This is a genomic window from Paenibacillus sp. J31R98 (assembly GCF_056269245.1).
In genome coordinates this window covers 1,536,043-1,559,203 of record NZ_JBWDNO010000001.1, presented here as the reverse complement: position 1 = coordinate 1,559,203, position 23,161 = coordinate 1,536,043, and the positions used below count along the sequence as shown (strand labels likewise).

General features: G+C 48.9%; 25 protein-coding genes. 18 read left to right on the top strand and 7 right to left on the bottom strand.

The genetic code is table 11. The features are described from left to right. Positions 1-27: 27 nt before the first annotated feature. Positions 28-876, bottom strand: a complete 849-nt coding sequence (locus AC0YNX_RS07005; protein WP_475814903.1) for a helix-turn-helix transcriptional regulator — start codon at positions 874-876, stop codon at positions 28-30. A gap of 150 nt (positions 877-1,026) precedes the next feature. On the opposite strand from AC0YNX_RS07005, the gene fabF reads away from it, so the two are divergent. The 8 genes from fabF to AC0YNX_RS06965 all read left to right on the top strand — a co-directional run bounded on the left by fabF (position 1,027) and on the right by AC0YNX_RS06965 (position 9,466). Continuing rightward, entirely contained in the window at positions 1,027-2,268 is a 1,242-nt protein-coding gene (gene fabF / locus AC0YNX_RS07000; protein ID WP_475814902.1) for a beta-ketoacyl-ACP synthase II, read from the top strand. A gap of 136 nt (positions 2,269-2,404) precedes the next feature. Further along, the gene (locus AC0YNX_RS06995; protein WP_475814901.1) at positions 2,405-4,078 is read left to right on the top strand and encodes a glycoside hydrolase family 13 protein; all 1,674 of its coding nucleotides are present in this window, start codon (positions 2,405-2,407) and stop codon (positions 4,076-4,078) included. Between the two features lie 76 nt (positions 4,079-4,154). Next, on the top strand, positions 4,155-4,928 hold the full coding sequence (locus AC0YNX_RS06990) for a hypothetical protein (RefSeq protein WP_475814900.1): 774 nt from the start codon (positions 4,155-4,157) through the stop codon (positions 4,926-4,928). Positions 4,929-5,042: 114 nt separating this feature from the next. Continuing rightward, positions 5,043-5,408 carry a VOC family protein gene (locus AC0YNX_RS06985; RefSeq protein WP_475814899.1) on the top strand — a complete coding sequence of 122 codons (366 nt, stop codon included), beginning with the start codon at positions 5,043-5,045 and terminating at the stop codon, positions 5,406-5,408. A 17-nt stretch (positions 5,409-5,425) separates the two neighbouring features. Further along, positions 5,426-6,439 (top strand): phosphotransferase, encoded by a 1,014-nt coding sequence (locus tag AC0YNX_RS06980; protein WP_475814898.1) that lies wholly within the window; start codon positions 5,426-5,428, stop codon positions 6,437-6,439. Positions 6,440-6,582: 143 nt separating this feature from the next. Then, a complete protein-coding gene (locus tag AC0YNX_RS06975; protein ID WP_475814897.1) occupies positions 6,583-7,326 on the top strand; it encodes an SDR family NAD(P)-dependent oxidoreductase in 744 nt (247 codons plus the stop codon). Positions 7,327-7,377: 51 nt separating this feature from the next. Next, on the top strand, positions 7,378-8,007 hold the full coding sequence (locus tag AC0YNX_RS06970; protein WP_475814896.1) for a TetR/AcrR family transcriptional regulator: 630 nt from the start codon (positions 7,378-7,380) through the stop codon (positions 8,005-8,007). Positions 8,008-8,155: 148 nt separating this feature from the next. Further along, complete coding sequence (locus AC0YNX_RS06965; RefSeq protein WP_475814895.1) at positions 8,156-9,466, top strand: epoxide hydrolase family protein; 1,311 nt, start codon at positions 8,156-8,158, stop codon at positions 9,464-9,466. A 21-nt stretch (positions 9,467-9,487) separates the two neighbouring features. On the opposite strand, the gene AC0YNX_RS06960 is transcribed toward AC0YNX_RS06965, so the two are convergent. The 6 genes from AC0YNX_RS06960 to AC0YNX_RS06935 all read right to left on the bottom strand — a co-directional run bounded on the left by AC0YNX_RS06960 (position 9,488) and on the right by AC0YNX_RS06935 (position 15,145). Next, complete coding sequence (locus AC0YNX_RS06960; protein ID WP_475814894.1) at positions 9,488-9,718, bottom strand: hypothetical protein; 231 nt, start codon at positions 9,716-9,718, stop codon at positions 9,488-9,490. Beyond that, positions 9,688-10,791 (bottom strand): GerAB/ArcD/ProY family transporter, encoded by a 1,104-nt coding sequence (locus AC0YNX_RS06955; RefSeq protein WP_475814893.1) that lies wholly within the window; start codon positions 10,789-10,791, stop codon positions 9,688-9,690. Before AC0YNX_RS06955 ends, AC0YNX_RS06960 begins: the two co-directional genes overlap by 31 nt. A gap of 7 nt (positions 10,792-10,798) precedes the next feature. Continuing rightward, complete coding sequence (locus AC0YNX_RS06950) at positions 10,799-11,947, bottom strand: Ger(x)C family spore germination protein (protein WP_475814892.1); 1,149 nt, start codon at positions 11,945-11,947, stop codon at positions 10,799-10,801. 11 nt (positions 11,948-11,958) lie between these two features. Further along, complete coding sequence (locus AC0YNX_RS06945) at positions 11,959-13,404, bottom strand: spore germination protein (protein WP_475814891.1); 1,446 nt, start codon at positions 13,402-13,404, stop codon at positions 11,959-11,961. Between the two features lie 256 nt (positions 13,405-13,660). Beyond that, positions 13,661-14,422 (bottom strand): SDR family NAD(P)-dependent oxidoreductase, encoded by a 762-nt coding sequence (locus tag AC0YNX_RS06940; protein ID WP_475814890.1) that lies wholly within the window; start codon positions 14,420-14,422, stop codon positions 13,661-13,663. Between the two features lie 27 nt (positions 14,423-14,449). After that, positions 14,450-15,145 carry a GntR family transcriptional regulator gene (locus AC0YNX_RS06935; protein ID WP_475814889.1) on the bottom strand — a complete coding sequence of 232 codons (696 nt, stop codon included), beginning with the start codon at positions 15,143-15,145 and terminating at the stop codon, positions 14,450-14,452. 217 nt (positions 15,146-15,362) lie between these two features. On the opposite strand from AC0YNX_RS06935, the gene AC0YNX_RS06930 reads away from it, so the two are divergent. From AC0YNX_RS06930 to AC0YNX_RS06885, 10 genes are all read left to right on the top strand, one after another. Next, positions 15,363-17,291, top strand: coding sequence for a glycoside hydrolase family 2 protein (locus AC0YNX_RS06930; RefSeq protein WP_475814888.1), 1,929 nt, complete (start codon positions 15,363-15,365; stop codon positions 17,289-17,291). Positions 17,292-17,303: 12 nt separating this feature from the next. Continuing rightward, positions 17,304-17,579, top strand: coding sequence for a hypothetical protein (locus AC0YNX_RS06925; RefSeq protein ID WP_475814887.1), 276 nt, complete (start codon positions 17,304-17,306; stop codon positions 17,577-17,579). Next, positions 17,543-18,265: a hypothetical protein gene (locus AC0YNX_RS06920; protein ID WP_475814886.1), complete on the top strand. Its 723-nt coding sequence runs from the start codon at positions 17,543-17,545 to the stop codon at positions 18,263-18,265. Before AC0YNX_RS06925 ends, AC0YNX_RS06920 begins: the two co-directional genes overlap by 37 nt. 248 nt (positions 18,266-18,513) lie before the next feature. Then, on the top strand, positions 18,514-19,302 hold the full coding sequence (locus AC0YNX_RS06915; RefSeq protein WP_475814885.1) for an RNA polymerase sigma factor: 789 nt from the start codon (positions 18,514-18,516) through the stop codon (positions 19,300-19,302). A gap of 17 nt (positions 19,303-19,319) precedes the next feature. Beyond that, on the top strand, positions 19,320-20,330 hold the full coding sequence (locus AC0YNX_RS06910; RefSeq protein ID WP_475814884.1) for a hypothetical protein: 1,011 nt from the start codon (positions 19,320-19,322) through the stop codon (positions 20,328-20,330). Positions 20,331-20,359: 29 nt separating this feature from the next. Then, entirely contained in the window at positions 20,360-20,812 is a 453-nt protein-coding gene (locus AC0YNX_RS06905) for a GyrI-like domain-containing protein (protein WP_475814883.1), read from the top strand. A 25-nt stretch (positions 20,813-20,837) separates the two neighbouring features. Beyond that, positions 20,838-21,353 (top strand): GyrI-like domain-containing protein, encoded by a 516-nt coding sequence (locus AC0YNX_RS06900; RefSeq protein WP_475814882.1) that lies wholly within the window; start codon positions 20,838-20,840, stop codon positions 21,351-21,353. A gap of 5 nt (positions 21,354-21,358) precedes the next feature. Then, positions 21,359-22,132 carry an SDR family oxidoreductase gene (locus tag AC0YNX_RS06895; RefSeq protein ID WP_475815201.1) on the top strand — a complete coding sequence of 258 codons (774 nt, stop codon included), beginning with the start codon at positions 21,359-21,361 and terminating at the stop codon, positions 22,130-22,132. Positions 22,133-22,353: 221 nt separating this feature from the next. Continuing rightward, the gene (locus tag AC0YNX_RS06890) at positions 22,354-22,719 is read left to right on the top strand and encodes a DUF2089 family protein (RefSeq protein ID WP_475814881.1); all 366 of its coding nucleotides are present in this window, start codon (positions 22,354-22,356) and stop codon (positions 22,717-22,719) included. 13 nt (positions 22,720-22,732) lie between these two features. Beyond that, on the top strand, positions 22,733-23,155 hold the full coding sequence (locus tag AC0YNX_RS06885; RefSeq protein ID WP_475814880.1) for an SHOCT-like domain-containing protein: 423 nt from the start codon (positions 22,733-22,735) through the stop codon (positions 23,153-23,155). Positions 23,156-23,161 lie beyond the last annotated feature (6 nt).

Below are 23,161 nucleotides of genomic sequence, written 5' to 3'. Positions count from 1 at the left end.
GCAATGTCAATGGCAGCTACTGCAAGGCTAGATACGCGAAGGCGAATCAACCAGCTTGCGCAGCTTCGCTTCCGTCTTCGTATCTGCAGCTGGGGTATACACGCTGCAGCGCAGGTCATCTTCCCCTTGAACTTGGAAAGACGTCAGTTGAAACAGCATCTTGCCGGCAGCCGCATGGCGGAACTCGATCAGCATATCTGGCGAGAGACTGACTCGGCTTTGCTCCCAGAGGGAATCAAAGTCAGAAGATATCTCTCTCATCTCCGATAGGAAGCTGCTGTACCATTCATCCTCCACATATCGCCCATAGTAAGCTCGGAAGATCGCTAGGAAGTCGAGGGCAAAATGCTCCCAATTAACCGCAAGGCGGCGAAAATCCTTACGTTCGAACAATAATCGGATAAGGTTGCGATCTTCCGCATGCAGCGAGTCGAAATCCAGAAATACGCGTGAAGCGGCTTCATTCCAGCCGACGATTCGAAATCTCCGATCCGTCACGATTGTCGGGCAGTAACGGAGCTCTTGCAAGATACGTTGAAGAGAGGGATTGATCTCTAGCGTTCGCTCCAAGGTTGGCGCATGCTCACTAGCGGACTCCATAGCAAGCGAGAAGAGGTAATTCCGTTCGTCGGACGTCAGGCGAAGCGCCGATGCTACGCAGTCTAGCACGGAAGCGGAAACTTGAATATCGCGGCCTTGTTCCAGCCACGTGTACCATGTGGTGCTCACGCCTGCGAGCTGTGCGACTTCTTCGCGCCGCAGCCCCGGCGTCCGCCGGCGTATACCAGCAGAGAGGCCGACTGTCTGAGGCATCAGCTGCTCGCGGCGCTTCTTAAGAAATTCGGAAAGTGCTTGCAGTCTGGCTTGGCGGTTCATATTAGGATCGCTCCTTGTTTATGGAGTGGGATAGTCTGGTACTCTTTATACTAGGATAAACGATAACTTGTAATAGGATAAATAGTAGCGCAATATAGGATTGTAAGCAAGGACGGCGCGATTCATGAGCGGTTACAAGGAGGAAGTAGAATGGAACGGGTAGTCATTACAGGCATGGGTATCATTTCACCCCTCGGCAATGAAACGACACGTTTTTGGGATCGGTTGAAGAAAGGCGAATCAGGGATTAGCAAGATTGATACGATAGATGCGAGCCGGTTGAAGTCACGCGTTGCCGGTCTGGTACGCGATTTCGACGGCGAAGCGATATTCGGGCGCAAGGAAGCGAGAAGGATGGACCGCTTCGTTCAGTTCGCGATGGCGGCGGCCGAGCAAGCTTGGGCGGACGCAGGGTTGAACGCTGAATCAATCGATCATGAACGATTAGGCGTGTATGTCGGATCGGGAATAGGCGGTCTGAATACGCTGATTGAACAAGACGGCATTCTGCGAGAACGAGGACCAGACAGGGTTAGTCCGACACTCGTGCCGATGATGATTGCGAACATGGCAGCGGCGATGATCAGCATTCACTATGGCGCGCTCGGCCCGACGATGGCACCAGTGACCGCATGTTCAATCGGTAACACGGCAATCGGCGAAGCGTTCCGGCTTATTCGATCGGGAGGCGCAGACGTCCTATTCGCAGGAGGGTCGGAAGCGGCGGTCACCGAGCTGTCGATTGCCAGCTTCGGCAACGCGACATCGCTATCGACCAATAACGAGAATCCTGCCGGTGCCAGTCGTCCTTTCGATAATGGACGCGATGGCTTCGTCATTGCGGAAGGCGCGGGTATCGTCATCCTGGAATCGTTATCCCATGCGCTCGCTAGAGGAGCTACGATTTATGGAGAAGTGATCGGATACGGCGCGAGCTCGGATGCCTATCATATCGTCGCCACACATCCGGAAGGCACAGGCGCTTATCTCGCGATGAAAGCCGCGCTGCGAGATGCAGGAATAACGCCGAGCGAGGTGGACGTCATTAGCGCTCATGCGACAAGCACGCATGTAGGCGATATTTCTGAGACGCGGGCAATCAAGCGGTTGTTCGGAGAGGACGCTTACCGCGTACCGATCACGGCAAATAAATCGATGACCGGACATATGTTAGGCGCAGCAGGCGGCGCCGAAGCGATCGCGCTAACGAACTCGCTTCGGGAGGGCATCATCCCGCCGACGATTAATCAAGAAGAGCGTGATCCGGACTGCGATTTGGATTATGTGCCGAACATCGCTAGAGAAGCGAAGCTGCGGATCGGCATGTCCAACTCCTTCGGATTTGGCGGACATAACGCCGTGATCGTGCTTCGGCGTTACGACGGCAACTGAATAAGATGAATTTTAAAGTCGCTGAATAAGCGGCTTTTTTGTTTGCGGCTTTGTTATCTGGCCGAGGTATGTACGGGAAGAATTGTGGGCATGAACTAGGTAGGAAAACGAATGAACGAAAGGCGGAATACTGTTCATGAAGAAGGTTTGGTGGAAAGAAGCGGTTGCGTATCAGGTTTATCCGCGCAGCTTTATGGATAGCAATGGGGACGGTATCGGCGATTTGCAAGGGATCATCTCGAAGCTCGATTATTTGAAGGACCTTGGCGTCGATGTGCTGTGGGTGTGCCCATTCTTCAAATCACCGAATGACGATAATGGCTATGATATATCCGATTATCAGGACATTATGGAAGAGTTCGGCACGATGGACGATTTTGATCAGTTATTGAAGGAGACGCATGCGCGGGGCATGAAGCTCATTCTTGATCTGGTCATCAATCACACGAGTGATGAGCATCCGTGGTTTATTGAATCCCGCTCATCCAAGGATAGCTCTAAGCGGGATTGGTATATCTGGCGAGACGCTAAGAATGGCCATGAGCCGAATAACTGGGAGAGCATATTCAGCGGTTCCGCATGGCAGTATGACGAGAAGACGGAGCAGTATTACTTGCATATTTTCTCCGTGAGGCAGCCGGATTTGAATTGGGAGAACCCCGAAGTGCGCGATGCGCTGTATGATACGGTGAATTGGTGGCTCGACAAAGGCATTGATGGCTTCCGCGTGGATGCAATCAGCCATATCAAGAAGATTCCGGGGCTGACGGATATGCCCAACCCGGAAGGGCTTGACTACGTGCCTTCATTCGAAGGTCATATGAATCGCGAGGGCATTCAGACGTATCTGAAGGAATTGAAGGAGAGGACATTCGATAAATACGATATCATGACGGTTGGCGAAGCGAACGGCGTCAGCATTGAGCAGGCAGATGAGTGGGTAGACGAGCAGAATGGCAAGTTCAATATGATTTTTCAATTCGAGCATTTGGGGCTGTGGGATAAAGGGCAGGGCAGCAGCGTTGACGTGCTCGCGCTCAAGGAGACGCTCTCCAAATGGCAGAAGGGGCTCGAGAACCGCGGCTGGAACGCCCTGTTCTTCGAGAATCACGATCAGCCCCGCTCGGTATCCACATGGGGCAATGATGCCGAATATTGGGAGCAAAGCGCCAAGATGCTCGGAGTCTGCTACTTCTTCATGCAAGGCACGCCATATATTTATCAGGGCCAGGAGCTTGGCATGACCAATGTCAAATTCGAATCCATCGACGATTACGATGATGTTGGCATGAAGAACTATTACCGCATCGAAACGGCAAAAGGACGATCGCACGAGGATGTGATGGAGGTCGTCTGGACACGCGGACGCGACAATTCGAGAACGCCAATGCAATGGTCGGATGCGCCGAATGCGGGCTTCTCCACAGGAAAGCCGTGGATGGGCGTCAATCCGAACTACACGGAGATTAATGTGGAGCGCGAGCAGGAGGATCCAAGCTCGGTGCTGAATTTCTATAAGGATATGATTCGCTTACGCAAGGAATATCCGCAATTCGTATATGGCGCATATGAGCTGCTGCTCGAGGACGACAAGCAGATCTTCGCGTATACTCGCAGCGATGAGAGTGGCAAGGCACTCGTGATCTGCAACTTCTCTGCGGACAGTGCAGAGCTGAAGCTACCACCGGAGATCACCGGCGGTGATAAGCCGCTGCTGATGCTGCATAACTATCCGGTCGAAGAAGGAGAGTTCGAGGCGCTGCGGAATTGCACGTTAAAGCCTTACGAGGCACGTGTATATGTGATGTGAAGTAACGGAGATATGAGCTTAATACGAAATGACAACAAGATGCCTCCAAGTCTACATGACGTGGAGGCATTTTTAGGTGAAGGAAGCAGAGTGGAAATTTAATCATAAAGGAGCTCATTCAATGTACAACAGGACTCATATCGTGAATGAAATTCTATCCTTTCAAGACCATGTGAACGAACTCTACAAGTGCAAACTCATTAATTACAGAGGTAAGTCATCTGATTCCAATGAACATTTTACCGAAATTATCTCTGAAACGTTGTTAAACTTGGGAATCAAACAAGTGCTTGCTGGTGTGCAAGAAATTGAACGTACACAAGGTTACCGAGTAGCTACGCATGATGGGAGCCTTCCTCAGATTGACTCTAATCGTAAGGAGGAACGATTGGCAATTGAGCTATTTAATTGGAGCCGATTGGAGAACGTCCGTTTTGGAAGACTTGGTAAAGTGTTAGATTATCAAATTCCACTTAAGAGCAGCAATCTAGACAAAGGGGTAGGAAAGATCGATTTACTGTCAAAGCACGACGATTCCGTATTCATTATTGAGTTAAAAATTGACGAGAACAAAGAAACATTATTACGGTGTGTACTCGAAATAGCTACCTACTATCAGCTCGTATCCAAGGCTAAATTATTAGAGAGTTATAAGATTATGCTTCCCAATTCGTCACTAAAGAAAGCCGTGTTAATAATGGAAGGATCGCCTCAATATGAAGAGGTACGGGAGATTCGAGAGGGTAAACGGGGAAATTTATTCCGATTAATGCAAGAACTCAAAGTTCAAGTGTTTGGTATCGCTGCAGATCGTCGCACAGTAACAGAACTAATAGAGCTCAACCAGTAACAGCTGGCTGACCTGTTTGGAGGTTCATGTTTAAAAGATCTATTTACAAGCGAACATATATTCGCTATTCTGGTTATGGTTAATAATTCCAATCTTAAGGATGAGGTGGATTCCATGTCAGAACTGCACAATGAGAAATTGGTTGAGCGAATAGACGCAGTGTTTTTGCCTGTACGTGATTTAGGAAAAGCAATTGATTGGTATAGCGAGATATTTGGGCTTGAGGTTCGTTGGAGGAATCAAAGATTTGCAGGTTTGGCTGTTGGCGACAATGTCGGATTCCATCTTGTCGAGGTGAAGGACTATGTCGCGAATCAGAATTATTGTCCTTTCAACTTTGCCGCTTCAGACTTGGACGCAGTAAGGACAAAGCTGGAGGAGCGAGGCGTCAAAATGACGGGCTATCGCGATGGCGAGCCACGCAGGTTTGACTTCTTTGATCACGACGGCAATGTATTAACGATTATCCAGATTGGGTAGAGTTAGGAGCTATATCAATGAGTAACGATCTGTACAACCTGCAATTCGATAAGTTATGTCATGCTTTACAGCTTGGTAAAGTAATCAGCACTCCCGAAGCGATAACAGGGGGCCTGTTACATAGAATGTATAGGCTTGAAACCGATCAAGGACGCTATGCAATCAAAGCACTTAATCCTCAAATTATGTCTCGGCCTACAGCCATGCAGAACTTCATATATTCAGAGCAAATTGCCAATATTGCAGCAGCACATGTTTCTGTGCTTCCAGCTAAACAATTCAATGGAGCTTCAGTACAAGAAGTAGAGAATCAATTCTACCTTGTATTCGACTGGATAGAAGGCAGAAGCCTGAAGCTTAATGAGATTCAAACTGCTCACTGCGAGGCAATGGGTGGAATTGTTGCTGCTATCCATCAGATTGATTTTTCAGAGCTCTGTATTCCAAATCTTGAGTCCGTTTCAACACAACTGACGGATTGGAGTCAGTATGTGCAGCAAGGTCAACAAAGCAATGCGATATGGGCTAATCTACTGAATGAAAGTGTAGATCAGCTCTACAAATGGGAAGCACAAGCAAACCACGCCGCGGAATCCCTTTCAACAAATATGGTAATCAGCCACTGTGATCTAGATGCTAAGAATGTGATGTGGAATCAAGGTAGTCCTGTACTTATTGATTGGGAAGCTTCAGGCTACATCAATCCGATGCAGAACATGATTGAAACGGCTATTTATTGGTCTGAGAATGAAACCGGAGGCGTTGAGAAAGAAAGGTTCTTAGCTTTTATAAGCGGATATCGCAAGAAAATCGGTGCACTTCATGCGAACTGGAAGGCTGTCTTAGAGAATGGTTTCCTTGGTAAATTAGGATGGCTTGAATATAACTTGCGACGGTCTTTATGGATTGAATGTACAGACGAGAATGAACAGCTGATGGGTACGGAGCAAGTAATTGCAACTATTAATGCCATTAATAGTTATGCTGCCAACATCTCTGTAATAGAAAAATGGCTCAATGATGAGGCTTAAAATCAAACTCCGATGAATTTACTTTCATCGGTTTTTTTATTTCTAATTATTTTTTGGATTTGACAATCCAAAAATGGTTTGTTAGTATGAGTTTTGTAATTTGGATTGAACACTCCAAAAAAATAAAGAGGAGATAGATGAACATGAAAACGAATCAACCTATAGCACTTATTACTGGAGGAACAAGCGGTATTGGTCGGGCAGTTGCGAATCAGCTCGCGGCACAAGGTGTCCACGTCGTGGTTGCGGGGCGCAATGTAGACCGTGGTGATCAGACTGTCGCGGCTATCCGCGCAGCAGGAGGTAAGGCAGATTTCGTGCAGACGGATCTTCGTGATGCGTCGAGCGCAAGAAGCCTGGCAAAACGCGCGGTCGAATTGGGTAACGGACGAGTCGACATTCTAGTCAACAATGCGGGTGTCTTCCCGTTTGGACCGACACATGAAACGACGGAAGATGATTTTGACAAGGTATACGCTCTGAACGTCAAAGCACCGTATTTTCTAGTCGCCGAGCTGGCGCCGCTGATGGCGGAAAGTGGCAAGGGGGCAATCGTTAACATATCAACGATGCTCGCCGATTACGGAATGACTGGCATGAGTCTTTACGGTTCGAGCAAGGCGGCAATCAATCTGCTTAGCAAAGCATGGGCGGCTGAGTACGGTCCAAGCGGTGTACGTGTCAATACCGTCAGTCCAGGACCCACGCGCACGGAAGGCACTGACGCAATGGGCGAAGGTCTTGATCAACTTGCTGCCCAAGCACCGGCTGGCCGTCCTGCTTCTGCGGATGAGATTGCCGAGGCTGTCGTTTTCCTTGCGACGGATCGCGCTAGCTTCATACACGGTGCTAACCTTGCCGTGGATGGTGGACAAACGGCAGTTTAATTTTGACGTTTATTTATGGATTAAGTAATCCATTATTGATATACTACATGCATGGAAAATACATTGGATGTCAAAAAACAAGAGCAGCGCTTGACGAAGAAGGGAAAAGAGACTCGAGCTCGTATCGTCGCCGTCGCGGCCAAACTGATGTTTGATCGCGGCGTTGCGGGTACGAGCGTGGAAGACGTGCAGAGGGGGGCCAAAATCAGCTCCTCCCAGTTGTACCACTATTTCAAGGAGAAGCGCGATCTCGTATTGGCGGTCATTGTGTATCAGACTGAACAGGTGCTGGATGCCCAAGAGCCATTGCTGAGCCATCTGGACAGCTTGGAGGCACTTCGAGCATGGCGCAATGCGGTTGTGAAGCTGCAGATTGAACGGCAATACCAGGGAGGATGTTCAATTGGTTCGCTTGCCAGTGCGCTGGCGGATACAGATCCGGCGGCTCGTAGCGAGCTTGTAGCCGGATTTATGCAGTGGGAGCTCGCTATCCGCAAAGGACTTCGCTCTATGTATGACAGAGGAGAATTGAGAGCAGATGCGGATCCGAATAATCTCGCGTTGGCGCTGCTGTCCGCGCTACAGGGAGGTCTTCTTCTTACACAGGTTCGCAAGGAGACGAGTCCGCTCGAAGCGGTATTAGACGCCATGATCGCGCATATCAACACGTTCATCGTCTGATACGCTAATAGCAAGTCGTTTTATTGCCTGTGGCTGATTCCAGCACAGGCTTTTTTGTTTATTTGGCAAAGTGGGATAACTATAACGAATTTGAAGGAACTTAAGTGATAAGGATGCCCCAATAACTTTGTCAGGAGCGTAATAACGAATGAATGCAAACAGCATCAAGTTCTGGTTTCGTTTGGCTATCATTGTAGGCTTAACCTTAGAGATGACGACGTTCGGCGCGATAGCCCAGACGGTTAGCGCGAATTCGTATGGAGCGCCACAAGAATCCGAAGCGGATTCGACAGCCATTCGACCGTTTCAGGTACATATTCCAGAAGCAGAACTTTCCGATTTGCGAAGGCGTATACTCGCGACAAGATGGCCTGACAAAGAAACGGTGCCTGATCAATCACAAGGTACGCAGCTCGCAACAATGAAGAACCTAGCCGATTATTGGGCAAGCGATTACGACTGGCGCAAATTTGAGGCCAAATTAAACGCTCTGCCGATGTTCGTCACCAATATCGATGGGGAGGACATTCAATTCATCCACGTAAGGTCGAAGCATGAAGGTGCGATGCCAGTCATCATCATGCACGGATGGCCCGGCTCGATTGTCGAGAAGCTGAAGCTAATCGAACCACTGACCAATCCCACAGCCTATGGCGGGAAGGCATTGGACGCGTTCGATGTCGTCATTCCGTCGATGCCTGGTTATGGCTTTTCGGGAAAACCGACCGCGACCGGTTGGGGTCCAGACCGCATAGCTCGTGCCTATGGAGAGTTGATGAATCGTCTTGGTTACAAGAAGTATGTGGCGCAAGGCGGAGATTGGGGAGCCATTATAGCAGAAATAATGGGTGTCCAACAGCCTAGCGGACTGATTGGCATTCACACCAACTTGCCTTTTGTAGTTCCATCCGAACTTGAGAAGGCGATTCAGGCAGGTAAAGGCTGCCCGCCTGGTCTGACAGGCGAAGAAAAACGCGCATGCGAGCAGCTGGAGTTCTTCTACAAGCATGTTGCTTACGCCTTAATGATGGGATCGCGGCCGCAGACCCTGACGGGGCTCGCGGATTCGCCTATAGGCATGGCCGCTTTTATGCTGGACCATGATGCGAAGAGCCTCGCGATGATCACAAGGGTATTCGAGGGACAAGCGGAGGGGCTGACGAGAGACGATGTCCTTGACAACATCACGCTCTACTGGTTGACGAATACGCCGATCTCTGCGGCTCGCCTCTACTGGGAGAATAAATACCCGTTCTTTGGCATCTATGGCGTTAAGCTTCCCGTTGCCGTGAGCGTCTTTCCGGACGAGGTTTATGAAGCGCCGAAGAGCTGGACACAGAAGGCCTATCCGAATCTGATCTATTACAACAAGCTCGACAAAGGCGGACATTTTGCGGCGTGGGAGCAGCCAGAACTCTTTGTAAATGAGATGCGAAATGCATTCAGGGTGCTGCGCTAACATCCAGGCGATAATGTGGATTTAACGCAGGAACCGTTCGATGACGAAGGCAATCGCATCATTCAAATCTAACGGATGACGCAGAAGAATACTAAGCCATAAACCAGCTCCGATCGTTGTCATTGCGAGTAAAACGGTAATCTCTTTGCCGGTATAGTTACCGAACTTTCGCATCGCAATAGCGATTCCGATGGTTAGGGCATAGACGGCGGCTAGAATCGTCATGCTGCGCCGCCGTCCTTCTTCAGCCAACGGATATTTCTCCATTTGGCCGCGAGGATGAAGAGAATGGGAAATGCCACAGCGAATAAGAAGTAATATTCGAACAAGTAATTTTTGATCCAATCGAGATTTTCGACGATATTGATAAATAGAAGCGAATAGGCTGAAATGATCCACACCATCGGATAGATGACGATGATTCGTCTCTCAATCTTGAACAGCTGGCAGACGCCTAATACGGCACAATAGAATAGGATACAAAGCTTGATGCACACGACCAGCACGATATTCACAGCCAATATCGCTTCCAAATGCTCGATGAAGCCGGTAAACCTCATTTCGCGGAATATCGAGAAGATGGGGTAAACCAGTTTCTGGCCGCGATACACCCCTAGAACCCCAATTGATATAAAGACGCAAGCCGTTAACATAGCGCCGGAGACAGCGATTCCCGTAATAAACGCGATGTTCACTTTCCTCTGCACGAACGGAATAAACATCAAGAACGCCACTGTCTCCATAAAGGGAAACGCCAATACATACCTCGTTTGAATAACGACTTCACTCAGATGGAATGGGTAGGAGACGTGAAAATAACGCCAATTCCACTCCCGCATCATGATGACGATCGGAACCCAGAAAGCTAAATAGAGGTAAGGCACCAGTAGTTCGTTCACCAGGGCGATTGATTCGATCCCCTTGGACACAGCATACGCACTGACGAGCAAGATCATGATGTGGAATAAAGAAATAGGTGTGCGCGGCATGAGGTTAATATGCATGAAATCGCCAAGATTGCGGGTTACCCACGATGCAATTTGGATGAAAAAGACGATATACAATAACGAAACGAAGCCTCCGGCCCACTTGCCGAATGCCTGCAGAGCGATCTCGACAAGGGTCTTTCCTGGATACAGCTTGACAAGGTACAAGTAGCCAAAAGCAAGCATAAGCCCATACAAGATCGCCCAAATGACGACAACCCAACCATACTGTTTGGCGCTCGAGATGATTGGACCTGGGAGCAATATAAATGCAGTACCGATGACATAAACTTGCGTCAACAAGTGAAACTGCCACGCACTGAGCCGGACGGATTCCATATGCTCTTCATCCTTCCTTGCCTTCCTTGGTATAGGGATCACTCTTATTGCCGGTCGTCGTAACGTCGGAAGTGACCGAGAAATTCACAGATGTCCGCCGCCATGAATCCGCAGTAGCCCCTTCATCTTGCAAGCCTAACAGATCCCAGTTATTTAGCTTTCCGGTCGCAACCAACTTCTCGGATTTGTCTGCTACGACGCGATTAAAAGCTTTTTCGATCATGTGCAGGTTTTGCAAGGTTAAATTGGTATTCTGCGTGTTGTTCAATATTCGGAGATTCGCATGAATGCGGATATCGAGACGGTTGGCGGATCTGTCCCATTTACGTTTCACTTGGACATCATTCGTCTCAACGTCGACGTAGCTTCCACCTACTTTAACCGTTTCTGTGAATTTCCGATATTTCGTGTTCAGGATGTGATAATAGTATTTTTCTTCACTGTCCAAGCGTCCTACCATGCGTCCTTTGTAGAACACCGCGCTGTCTGCGAAGAAGGACGGTGCTTGTTCGCTGACGTCAATCTGTTCCATTCTCTCCGTAGTCTCCGCAGGTTTGCCGTGGTAGTGAATCATCGGTATGAGCGTCGGCAATTGGAATTCCATGCTTGTCACAATGTCTTTAACACGGATCGGCTCTACGCCACCCGTGAAGGACCCGCGCGATAAGATGCGAACAAGCGAGGTGGCATGGCGCCCAGGCACCTTTTCAAGTGTCGTAAAGCTGTTCATTACGGTCTGTAGAGGGGAATCCGTCACGAATAAATAAACGTTCATGCGCCATTCGGGCGTCGTTTCCAAGTAGTTGAGAATATCAATGATTCCCTGACGGGCCACCTCTTCAGATAAGATATAGCATTGCAAATGTGAGGTGAAAAGCAACCGCGGCATCATCGTACTCGTTTTCTGCATGAACCGGCCTAAGCTATATTCCTTGAATCGATATGTGTACACGGATGCCTTGGATCCTCCACCTTGCCTCGAGGATAGAGCCGGTGGGTTGATGACTTGGTAATAAGCAATAAACATGTCAGTCGATGGTTCCCGGTCGATACCGACAGTGGTGACGATTGCAAGTTCGTTGATTTCCTTCTTGTCCCAGCAGCCTGAGCAGAGAAGGAAGGCGAATAGAATGATCAAGAGCCATAATTTTCGCAATGTTAGGCCCCCTATTTTTTCCTAGAGAACATCTCAGGTGATCGTTTCATCCAGAACCGCGGAACGCGCAGGATCGTGTCTTTGAAGTCTGACAGGATCAACGGCGCTATAGGAGACATGTACTTCACGCCGAAGGAACGCAAGGAGACGAGATGGATCAGTACAAACAATGTTCCGCACAGAATACCGTATAACCCCATAAAGCCGGCTAATAACATGAACACGAACTGGAGGATTCGCTGCGCAATGCCAAAGCCGTAAATTGGCGAGACGAAATTGGAGATCGCCGTGATTGAAACGACAATAACCATTGCTGCAGAGACGAGTCCCGCTTCGACCGTGGTCATGCCGAGTACGAGCGCGCCGACGATGGAGATCGATTGACCGGCAATTCGAGGCATCCGCAAGCCAGCTTCACGCAATATCTCGAACGTGACCATCATGATCATTGCTTCTATGAACGCTGGGAAAGGCACTGCTTCCCGCTGCGCGGCCAGGTTGATCAGGAGCGAAGTCGGCAGCAGCTCTTGGTGAAAGGTGACCACAGCGATATATAATGGAGGGATGAATATCGAAAGCATGAAAGCGAACAAACGCAGCCATCGAGAAAGTGTCGCGATATCCGGCCTCTGGTAGTAATCTTCTGGCGAAGAGAACAGTTGAAAAAAAGTCACTGGACCGATCAACGCAATCGGAGTGCCGTCGGTGAGAAGCGCTACTTGCCCGTCCAACAGTTTGCCCGTCACCGCGTCCGGCCGTTCCGTCCCGATAAGTTGCGGGAATGGCGATAATGTCTTGTCCTGGATCCAATCTTCCAAATAAGAGCTTTCCAGAATGCTATCAGCTTGAATGGCCTGCAATCGGCGGCGAAATTCTTCTACGACGCCAGAGGGAGCTACGTCGGGCAAATAGGTCAAATACACGGTGGTCTTCGTCTTCGTTCCGATTGTCATCTGTTCAAATACTAAATGCTCACTTTTGAGCCGTTTACGGATAAGAGCTACGTTCCGACCGATGTCCTCTACGAAACCTTCCCGTGGTCCGCGTACAGTGGTTTCCGACTGGGGTTCGGTTACGCTCCGATAATCACTGCGTTTGACATCAAAGCTTAGGAAAAGGTTGACGTGCATTGGAATCAGCAGACACTGGCCTTCCAGCAGCAGGCGGATGCCCTCATCGGCATCTGTCCATTCCTTGTTTTGGACGAAGGGGATGTGGTTGTTAAACCATTCCAGCTCGTCCATAGTGTATTCCTCTTGGAGAGGAACGGCAGCCAGAATGGGTTTAACGACAAACTCATCTACGAGAGCCGATTCCACAATCGAGGATAGGTAGAGGCAGGTGAAAGCCGAAGATCCGCGGAGAAGGAACGGCCGAATGACGAAATCAGGGGCACCCTCCATACGATTTCTGATTTGCTCCTGCATCGGCTCGGTAACGGAAAGTTTAGGCACCACTATTGAACCCTCCATCATTAGTCATCCATTTCCGAAGATTCACGGAGAGGAAACGGCCTAAAAGACGAAGCCAGAGGCTTCATCCATACGTTTCGGGTTTCCATCAGATTGTATTGTGTACAAACATTAGAAAAATATACCACTGCAATCAGCCCACCTGATGTAAGATCAGGTGGGCTGTTACACGCATAATGTATAGGCTTGAAACCATAAATAGTACAACGATGAGGCTTATGCATGCTATGAAGGTATGAAGTTATTGTAGGAAGAACCTTGTGCTTGATCCGCCATCCACGGTAAGGACCTGTCCGGTAATGAAGTCCGCCCCTGAACTCGATAGGAAAGCAACGGCATTAGCGACGTCCTCTGGGTATCCGATTCGTCCCAGGGGAATCTGCTTGCCAACCGCATGCTTATCATGATGGGGATTTTCCGAGAACTTCTCGACTTCCGTCGCACCTGGAGCAACTGCGTTGACAGTGATATTATAGGAAGCCAGATCGAGAGCGAGCTGTCTCGTCATTGCATTCATGCCGCCCTTCGTCGAGGCATAAACAGCGTATCGCGGCATCGTCAGGCTGCCGTGAACGGAGCTGATATTAATGATCTTGCCTTTGCCGGTCTTTCTCATCTCCTCGGCACAGGCTTGCGCGCAGAAGAAAGCACCTTTCAAATTCGTATCGACAACGCGATCCCAGAAGCTCTCGGTCACTTCAAAAAAGTCGATCATCGGATCGATGGCAGCATTGTTGACGAGAATATCGATTTTGCCGAATGCACCAATCGTTTTCTCCACCATCTCGTGAATCTGACTTACGTCCGATACATCTGCTTTGTGTGCGTAGCTCCGCCGCCCTAGCTTAGCAATTTCGTTAACAATTTCGTTCGCTCCATGTTCACTGTTCGCGTAATTCACGACGACATCCGCGCCATGTTCGGCAAGCTTTAATGCAATGGTTTTGCCAATACCTCGGCCTGCACCCGTGACCAATGCGACTTTCCCCGCAAGATCGTTCATCCGATAGTCCCCTTTATCTGAATAGAATCAGCGATTCTTCAACCGTTCAAGAACAAGTCTTTTGGCATTCGAGATATGCTCCACGATTTTCTCCAATACGATGGGGTTGCGCTGAATGATGAGATCGGAGAAGCTCTTGTGCTCTCTGAAATATTCATGAAAGCTATTGTAATTGCTGCTGTTCGAAATCGTAAGTGCCGTATACATCGTGTTTGCCATTAGATTCCAAGCTTGGAGCATCGGAATGTTCTCGCTCATGATCATAATTGCGCGATGAAACTGAATATCTACTGCCGTAATCGCTTGAGCCCAGTCTTCAACGGGTTCTTTGTTATCAATTACTTTGGAGTCGATCTCCCTCATTTGATCAATGACGGAGAATAGGGGATAGAAATCAACCATCTCGTTCTTGATGATAATGTCGAGCGCTTTGTATTCCAGCATGAGCCGTAAGTCGAATGTATCCTCGGCAGCTTTCATTGAGAATCCGACCACGACTGTTCGGCCATTAGAGAGCGAGCGTACATGACCTTCCTGCTCAAGATTCTGCAGTGCGGTTCGAACGGGGCCGCGGCTGACACCGAGTTCAGCTGCGATTTGATTCTCTATAAGGTACGAATCGGGAGCGAGCACGCCCAAAATAATGTCCGTACGAATTTTATTCAACACGTCTTTCGTTTGCGGAGTTCGTGCATGTGGTTCAGCTATCGTCTTCTTGATCATCAATTGCCCTCTTTTCACTATATCATTTGCCAAGGGGTTATTTTGTTTTCTATTATAACGAACATCGCTAGACTTGCAAACAATACTCTTATTTTGAAATCAAATCTAATCTATTGTAAACGTTCATTCAAATTTGTTGACAATTAATTCGAGCGGAGAGTAAGATAAGACCAAAAATATCCTGAAAGCGTTTCAATTAGAAGAGAGGGGACTCTGCATGAAAGATGATTTAGAGAGAAACGCAATTGCTGCATCCGTTCGTTTGAATAACCGCCAAGTCCTGTCGGGGGCGTGGTGCATTGCAAGAGATCCAGAGAACATCGGCAAACAAGAGAAGTGGTTTGAATCCAATATTGTGAAAGAATCGGAGCTCGCACCGGTTCCCGGACTCATTCAACAAGTTTATCCCAACTATCATGGCGTGGCATGGTACTGGCATCGCTTTATCCCGAAGGTTCCGTTTGTCCTCGACTATCAACAAGTGTTGAAATTCGAATTCGTGGATTATTTTGCGGAGATTTGGCTCAATGGAAGTTACATAGGCAGTCATGAGGGCGGAGAAATGCCTTTTGAATTTGATGTTACGGATGATTTGATTAGAGGAAGAGAGAACCTCTTGGCCATCCGTATTGTTAATCCAACGGATACTGAGATTGATGGTCTTCTGCTTAAGCAAACAGCTAATCGACATAAGAGTACACGTGAGCTAACACCTGGAACCGGTTATAATTTTGGCGGTATTTATTCGGATATTCTGCTGGTTGAAATGCCGCAAGTCCGAATATCGGATATGTTTGTAAGACCTCTTATCGCAACCGGAGAAATTCATATTCGACTAGCAATCGTGAACGAATCTTCCTCCCTATCGAAAAGTAAATGGTCGATTGACGTAAGTCCGAGCGAATCCGGAGAGGTTCTGATCATTACGAGTGGCGAGATTGAATTTGCTCCCGGGGAATCCGTGTTCGAAACGGTAGTCGCGATCGACAAGCCTCGCCTATGGAGCTTGGAAGTTCCTTACCTATACAGAGTAACGACTCGATTAGAAAGCTCCTTGCATGACCGGATACAGAATCATCAGACTACCGTGAGATGCGGGTTTCGTGATTTCCGAGTCGAGAAGGGGTTCTTTCGCTTGAACGGAAAGCGTATCTTTGTTCGATCTACGCATACGGGAAACCACTATCCAGTCGGAACCGCGGTTGCGACAACCGATCCTTATCTCATCAGGCAGGATCTCATCTATGCCAAAGCGAGCGGATTTAATATGATCCGCTTCATCGCCACCGCTCCTCTGCAAGAACAATTGGATTTCTGTGACGAGATTGGACTGATGGTCTACAATGAATGCGCCGCTTCCTGGGGGATGGAAGATTCGCCGTTGATGAGTGAGCGATTCGACAACTCAACGCTAGGGCTAGTCAGACGGGATCGCAATCACCCTTGCGTCGTAATCTGGGGGCTATTGAATGAAACGATGGATGATCCGATATTCCGGCACGCATCAACCATCTTGCCTCGATTGAGAGCCAACGATGACACAAGGCTTGTGCTGCTTGGAAGCGGACGTTGGGATCGCCAGCTTGGCATTGGCACCATCTGCAATCCGGGAGAGGTGCAATGGCAGTTCGAATGGGGAGCTGAAGAAGCCGGTGCGGCAGAAATACCGAACAGATCGCCGTTTACTTGGGAGTGGGGCTATCCGACAGGATTATATGAAGGGATGGGAGATGCTCATTTCTATCCGGTCGAGCCTCGAACAGCCCCGATCAATGAGCTTGTGCGGACACTGGGACAAGAGACCAAGCCTGTCTTTTTGTCAGAGTGGGGCTATGGCAGTCTGCTTGATGTCATTCGGGCAACGAGATTCTTCGAGCAGTTCGGAGCTCGGAGCGATCTTCATGATGTCGCATTGTTCCGATCTATGGCGGAGAGATTCGAATCGGAATGGAACCGTTATGGCATGCAGGAGGTTTATGCTTTCCCGCAGCACATGCTTCACGACAGCAACCAGCTGCACAGCAAACAGAGGAAGAGAGTGTTCGATCATGTACGCTCGAATCCGAGGTTCTGCGGATATAACTTAACAGGAATGTTAGACCATGGCTATTCCGGCGAAGGATTGTGGAGTTTCTTCCGAGAATGAAAGCCGGGCATCATGGAAGCCTTGCAGGACGGTTGGGCTCCGCTTCGATGGTGTCTGTTCGTGGAACCGATGCACGTCTATGCAGGAACTCCATTCCGAACTGAGGCGGTTCTCGCTAATGAAGACGTCCTTCTGGCAGGTGAGTATCCGGTCTGTTTCCGAATTGCAGGCAAGAGCGGAGTCGTGTGGGAGAAACGCGCCACTGTCCGTATTCCGGAAACCTTGAGCGGCGAAGATAGCTATCGGCATTCATGGAGCACGGCGGTGCGCCATCGGGAGGCAGACTGACGTTTCATGTGGCGGAGAGCCAATCACGTCAGGCGATCACTTCTGAGCCAGTCACTATATTCGGCTTCGATTCCAAAGCAGAAGCATGGCTTGAAGCAAAGGGCATATCGAAGAAGCCGCTAACAGATAGCACTTCGGAGAACGCTGGCGTCATTCTGGTCGGCGACTTTGCCGGAAGCGAGATGACGGCTGAGAACTGGAAGACGCTTATGAGCAAAGCAGAGTCGGGCAGTACGGTCATTTTCCTCTCACCGCATGTTTGGAAACGCGAGGAAGAGAGTATGGGTTGGTTCCCATTCTCCAAGAAAGGACGCTGTTATAAATTCATAGATTGGCTATATCATAAGGATTGCGTCGCGAAGGAGCATCCTTACTTCGAAGGCCTTCAAATAAAAGGGATCATGGACATTGATTATTACGGTCAAGTTATCCCTGACTTTCTGTTTGACGGGCAAGATACTCCTGATGAAGTAATGGCAGCTGCTTTCGCCGTTGGATATCCGTGCAAGACAGGCGTTGCAACTGGCACGCTACTAGGTATTTACAATATTGGCGAAGGGCGCATCGTGCTTAACTCGTTCCGGATTATCGCCAATCTTGGCATTAACCCTACAGCGGACAAGCTGTTTATGAACCTGATTAGGTATGAACAAAGCCGAGCAAGCAGAGGAGCGAGCATCAAGTAGTAAGATTAAGCCCATAGAGCCAAGAGTGCCGCCTGTACAGGTTCGCTCTTGGCTCTATCCTTAATGTCATTAATTGTCTAATTCTGGTACATCATGATATACTTTACAGAGATAATTGCGTTTAATCGCCTTTGCCCGAATTGACCAAGAAGCCGCCTTAGCGGCCTTTTTATTTTTAACTATATATCCATCATGTGATAGATACGCTCTTCTTCTGGCATCTAATCTTTATCGGGGGTAGGAGGAGTATGATGCTACATGAAGAGTTGAACAGTGTGATCGCAGCTGCGCGGATGGCCGAAGCCGAGACTGCAGCCAAGAAGGAGGCCGACCGAACGCTTGTCGAGCGTGCTCGCGAAGGGGATCAAGATGCTTTCAGTGAGTTGGTTCGAGCACATCGGGCACAAGCTTATGGTTGGGCGACCACCATGACGAGGGATGCGCATATGGCCGATGATATCGTGCAGGATGCGCTCATTCGCGCCTTCCTGCACATTGGGACCTTGACCGATGCCCGCCGATTCTTGCCATGGCTTCAGACCATCATCCGCAATCAAGCGTATATGAAGCTGCGCCGAGGCGGGCCATTCGGGAGAGAACAGCCTTTCGCGAGCTTCGGGACGCAAAGCGGCTATTCCGCTGATGATTACGCAGGAGATCGCGATTCCATGGACTGGGGGGATATCGACCGAATCCTGTTTCGGATGTCCAGATCCGCAGCCGAGGAGGCGTATCGAAGCGGTGACCTTGCCAGAGGCTTGCTTAGAATGGATTTAATGGGGCAGCTGCGATCACTGCTTCACTGCTTAAGCATTCGTGAGCGCCAAATCTTCGAGGCTCACTTCTTCCGTGAGCTCCCGCCGGGAGAAATTGCACAGCTGTACGATATGACGACGGCGAATGTTTACAATCTGCTGTCTCGTTCGCGGGCGAAGGTCCAGAAAGAACGGATCCGTGTTGCGATTCGGACCTATGTTAAGCAACGCGCGGAAACGGGGCAGAAACGAGTTCATATTTTGCGTAGTCCACAAATTTGATAGTTGGGGGAAACGAGATGAACGGAGTAAACACCACGATTCAGAAGGACTGGACGAAGACATGGACGAGCGCAGCAGCTGCGATTCACGGAGCTACTGCGTATACGGACAAGAAGCATTATTCCTTAGTCGATGTGATGGGCATTACAGGCCATGCCTTCCGGATTAACATTGATCCTGTGCATATTGACGTGGCAGGTCCCACCATGTTTCCGGGCGGTTACCTAGTCAGGCGGAATCTATGTAATTTAGGGTTTATTAGCAGTCTCTCCGATACAGAGAAGCCGTTTACGCCGGAGAAAGTGGAGAAGGTGCTCGTTCTCATCCAGCAATCTATTGATAAAGGAGTGCCGGTTATCAGTTTTGACCTGTTCATTCCGGAATTCGGGCTCATCTACGGGTACGACGATGAGCAGCAGATCTTTCATGCGAAGGATGTCTCTCGGGAAGGCACCATTCCATATACCGACTTCGTGGAGAAGCGTAACATGCTCTGGGTAACAGCCATTAGCGAAAGCCTTCCGCACTCCAAATACGAGACGCTGCGGATGGCGCTAGATATGATCGTGGATCATGCGCGAGGGCGGGAGTGGCAGCATATTTTCGATGGCAAATATCAGATCGGCCTTGCCGGTTACGATGCCTGGATTGCTTGTATGGAACGTAGAGGAGCAGACCCGTTCGGCAACGCGTATAACATTGCCGTAGTAAGCGATGCTCGCGAATATGCAGCGCAATTCCTGAGAGAGCTCGTGATTCGTTGGAACGGCGATAATGTGGTTGAACGCACAGTACGGAAATTCGCTGCAGAAGCGGCTGCACACTATGCAAGGGCAGCTGAAGCTCTTGCCCAGATGCGCGACTTATTCCCGTTCCCTCAAGGCGGACAACCGGACGATCCGACCACGGCAGACCAGTCGGTACAACTCCTTCGGTTAGCCAAGGAATCCGAGACGCTCGGGGTAGAGGTCTTGGAACGGTTGCTAGATTTCATGAAGGGGTATTGGTCCGAAACTTGGGTTAACTAATTCAGGTGATATAGAGGGAGACGACGATTATGGTGACTATTACACCGAAGCTAGTTGATTATGAAGCACGCAAGATTGTCGGAATCGGACGGATTGGGGAACCTTGCAGTCCAGGGGATGCTTGGCCTGTGTTGTTTAAGAGAATCGAGGAAGTTAGTGATAGGGTCAATCCGCTTGAAACGATCGGATTAATCAAACGAAATGAACATGGCTACATGGCAGGCGTTGAGACTAGAGCATCAAGTGGAATTCCAGAAGGAATGCATTCCTATACAATTCCGGCTGGCTCCTATGCGGAAGTTGTTCATCGGGGTCCAATCAGCAGAATCAATGAAACGTTCGAACAACTCATGAACTGGCTCGGAACAAACCATTACGATCCATTCGACATCGTGTGCTTCGAGGTATATGACGAGAGATATAAAGGCGAAGAGTGGGACAGTGAATTTAGCATGTTCGTTCAGGTTAAATCGGTTGTATAAATGATTAGAAGAGGAGTGAATCGAATTGCAAGAAACCATCATCATTGATTTGGTCGAAGTGGCGCCTTTCAAAGCATTGGCAGTAAGAACGGGATTGACGCCGGACAAGAGCGGAACCCGGGCAGCTTGGAGCAAGCTTACATCGCAGATTCCACTTGATGATACAAGGCTGTCAGATGGTCCAACTGCGTATGTGTTCATTCCGCAAGCGCAATGGAGCACGGAAGTCGATACGCTGTGGGTTGGATTGGCTGTTCGCGAGTTTGGGGATGTACAAGATGGAATCGAGACGTTGGAAGTAAGCGGTGGACTCTGCGTGAGTGCCAAAGTAAACGGGGATGAAGCTCATATGTGGCGTGTATATGATGCGATATTCGCTTGGCTCCAGCAATCATCTGAGTATGAGATCGATACGAGTGAAGGTGTTCTCGGAATGGAAACAGTACCGCTTGAGCCATTCAACGCGCTTACGGTTCCTTACTCGGAGATCGAGACATTTCACTTTACGATGTTATATCCGATTCGCAGGAAGTTGGTGTAGGCTCTATTATGGGGAAATTATCAGGCCGAATCGCGATTGTTACAGGCGCAAGTCGTGCAGCAGGCATCGGAGCAGCGGTGTGCAAGGAGTTGGCCGGGCACGGTGCTGATGTGTTTTTTACACATTGGGGCAGCTACGATGAACAGATGCCTTGGGGAAGTGCTCGGGTGGAAGCAGATCAGCTTCAAGAGGAGATACGCTCCATGGGTGTCCGTTGCGAACATCTACAATTAGATCTATCCTTGCCTGAGAATACGGTAGAATTATTGAATCATCTCCATGACAGATTAGGAGCGCCTTGCATCCTTGTAAACAATGCCTGCTACTCCGTTAATGATGATCCAACAACGATTACAGCTCAGTCTCTAGATGCTCACTATGCTATTAATGTTAGGGCGGTCGTGCTGCTTAGCGTGGAATTTGCTAGACGATTCACAGCTCAGTCAGGTGGCCGAATTATCAATATGACATCTGGCCAATCGCTTGGCCCTATGAGGGGTGAAATCTCCTATACCACGACTAAAGGAGCTGTTGACTCCTTCACGCGCACCTTCGCTGCAGAAGTGGGGCCGAAGGCAATCACGGTTAATGCCGTTAATCCAGGCCCAACGGACACGGGTTGGATGACAGGCGAGCTTCGAATACAGCTGGCACAACAATTTGCAGCTGGCAGAGTGGGCATGCCCACTGATGCTGCTCGATTAGTTGCTTTCCTAGCCTCCGATGATGCAGAGTGGATGACTGGCCAAGTGCTTCATTCGACCGGCGGATTCAACTAATAATGAGCGTACAAGAGCCCCTCATCATTGAGGGGCTCTTGTGCTTGGTAAGAAAGTGTTGTTCGGAGGATGTTGATTTTGATAACAAACCACTTTAAGATCTCACAAGATTCACTCGTCAAAATCAATATAATTAATAACGAAATTAATTTTATTTATTCTAACCGTTTACAAACTGAATATGTTGAATTATACTTTAAGAAAAAGGGAAGGAGTCGGATATGAAATATCCTATCCTCACTCAGTGTCCTGTATGTGACAATACGCTGTACGCCGTCAAGCTGGAATGTGGACATTGCCGGACGAAGATTGAGAACACGTTTGAATTATCAGCGCTGGCTCATCTCTCATCCGAACAGCTCCATTTTGCAGTTACCTTTCTGGTGAACAGAGGCAATATCAAGGAAGTGGAGAAAGAGCTAGGCATATCTTACCCGACGGTGCGCGGCAAGCTGAACGATATCATCACGGCCCTCGGATACGAGACGCGGAAGAAATCGGAGTTCGATGAGAAGAAGGTCATTACAATGCTGGAGAATGGCGAAATCACAGCGGATGAAGCGGTCAAATTGTTGAAGCATGAATAAGGAGGATGAAACGATGAAAGAAGAAATCGGCAAAGTGCTATCCATGATGCAAGAAGGCAAGATTAATTCAGACCAGGCTTCAGAATTGATTAATGCCCTTAAGGAAAAGCAACCCACGCAAGCGGTACAGGTGTTAGGGAGACCCGATTATTCGAAGAGATACTCATCATCATCCGGCGGTTATTTAGCCAAGACGTTAAAGATACGCATAAAATCGCAAGACAACGATAATGTGAACATTAATTTGCCGATTAAGCTGGTGAAGGCTGTTCTCGGAGCAGGGCATAGCATCGCGTCCAATATTCCGCAGGCTGCGCAATATGTGAAGGATATCGATATCAACTTGCTGATTGATGCCATCGAGAATGAGCTAGATGGACAGATCATTGATATCCGCTCTGGTGAGAATGATACCATCACCGTCGTGATTGAGTAACGGGCC

Excerpts from the sequence above, each read along its gene's own strand:
- AC0YNX_RS07005 (WP_475814903.1), bottom strand. The coding sequence starts at position 876 with ATGAACCGCCAAGCCAGACTGCAAGCACTTTCCGAATTTCTTAAGAAG.
- fabF (WP_475814902.1), top strand. The coding sequence starts at position 1,027 with ATGGAACGGGTAGTCATTACAGGCATGGGTATCATTTCACCCCTCGGC.
- AC0YNX_RS06995 (WP_475814901.1), top strand. The coding sequence starts at position 2,405 with ATGAAGAAGGTTTGGTGGAAAGAAGCGGTTGCGTATCAGGTTTATCCG.
- AC0YNX_RS06985 (WP_475814899.1), top strand. The coding sequence starts at position 5,043 with ATGTCAGAACTGCACAATGAGAAATTGGTTGAGCGAATAGACGCAGTG.
- AC0YNX_RS06980 (WP_475814898.1), top strand. The coding sequence starts at position 5,426 with ATGAGTAACGATCTGTACAACCTGCAATTCGATAAGTTATGTCATGCT.
- AC0YNX_RS06975 (WP_475814897.1), top strand. The coding sequence starts at position 6,583 with ATGAAAACGAATCAACCTATAGCACTTATTACTGGAGGAACAAGCGGT.
- AC0YNX_RS06970 (WP_475814896.1), top strand. The coding sequence starts at position 7,378 with ATGGAAAATACATTGGATGTCAAAAAACAAGAGCAGCGCTTGACGAAG.
- AC0YNX_RS06965 (WP_475814895.1), top strand. The coding sequence starts at position 8,156 with ATGAATGCAAACAGCATCAAGTTCTGGTTTCGTTTGGCTATCATTGTA.
- AC0YNX_RS06955 (WP_475814893.1), bottom strand. The coding sequence starts at position 10,791 with ATGGAATCCGTCCGGCTCAGTGCGTGGCAGTTTCACTTGTTGACGCAA.
- AC0YNX_RS06940 (WP_475814890.1), bottom strand. The coding sequence starts at position 14,422 with ATGAACGATCTTGCGGGGAAAGTCGCATTGGTCACGGGTGCAGGCCGA.
- AC0YNX_RS06935 (WP_475814889.1), bottom strand. The coding sequence starts at position 15,145 with ATGATCAAGAAGACGATAGCTGAACCACATGCACGAACTCCGCAAACG.
- AC0YNX_RS06930 (WP_475814888.1), top strand. The coding sequence starts at position 15,363 with ATGAAAGATGATTTAGAGAGAAACGCAATTGCTGCATCCGTTCGTTTG.
- AC0YNX_RS06925 (WP_475814887.1), top strand. The coding sequence starts at position 17,304 with ATGGAAGCCTTGCAGGACGGTTGGGCTCCGCTTCGATGGTGTCTGTTC.
- AC0YNX_RS06920 (WP_475814886.1), top strand. The coding sequence starts at position 17,543 with ATGGAGCACGGCGGTGCGCCATCGGGAGGCAGACTGACGTTTCATGTG.
- AC0YNX_RS06915 (WP_475814885.1), top strand. The coding sequence starts at position 18,514 with ATGATGCTACATGAAGAGTTGAACAGTGTGATCGCAGCTGCGCGGATG.
- AC0YNX_RS06910 (WP_475814884.1), top strand. The coding sequence starts at position 19,320 with ATGAACGGAGTAAACACCACGATTCAGAAGGACTGGACGAAGACATGG.
- AC0YNX_RS06905 (WP_475814883.1), top strand. The coding sequence starts at position 20,360 with ATGGTGACTATTACACCGAAGCTAGTTGATTATGAAGCACGCAAGATT.
- AC0YNX_RS06890 (WP_475814881.1), top strand. The coding sequence starts at position 22,354 with ATGAAATATCCTATCCTCACTCAGTGTCCTGTATGTGACAATACGCTG.
- AC0YNX_RS06885 (WP_475814880.1), top strand. The coding sequence starts at position 22,733 with ATGAAAGAAGAAATCGGCAAAGTGCTATCCATGATGCAAGAAGGCAAG.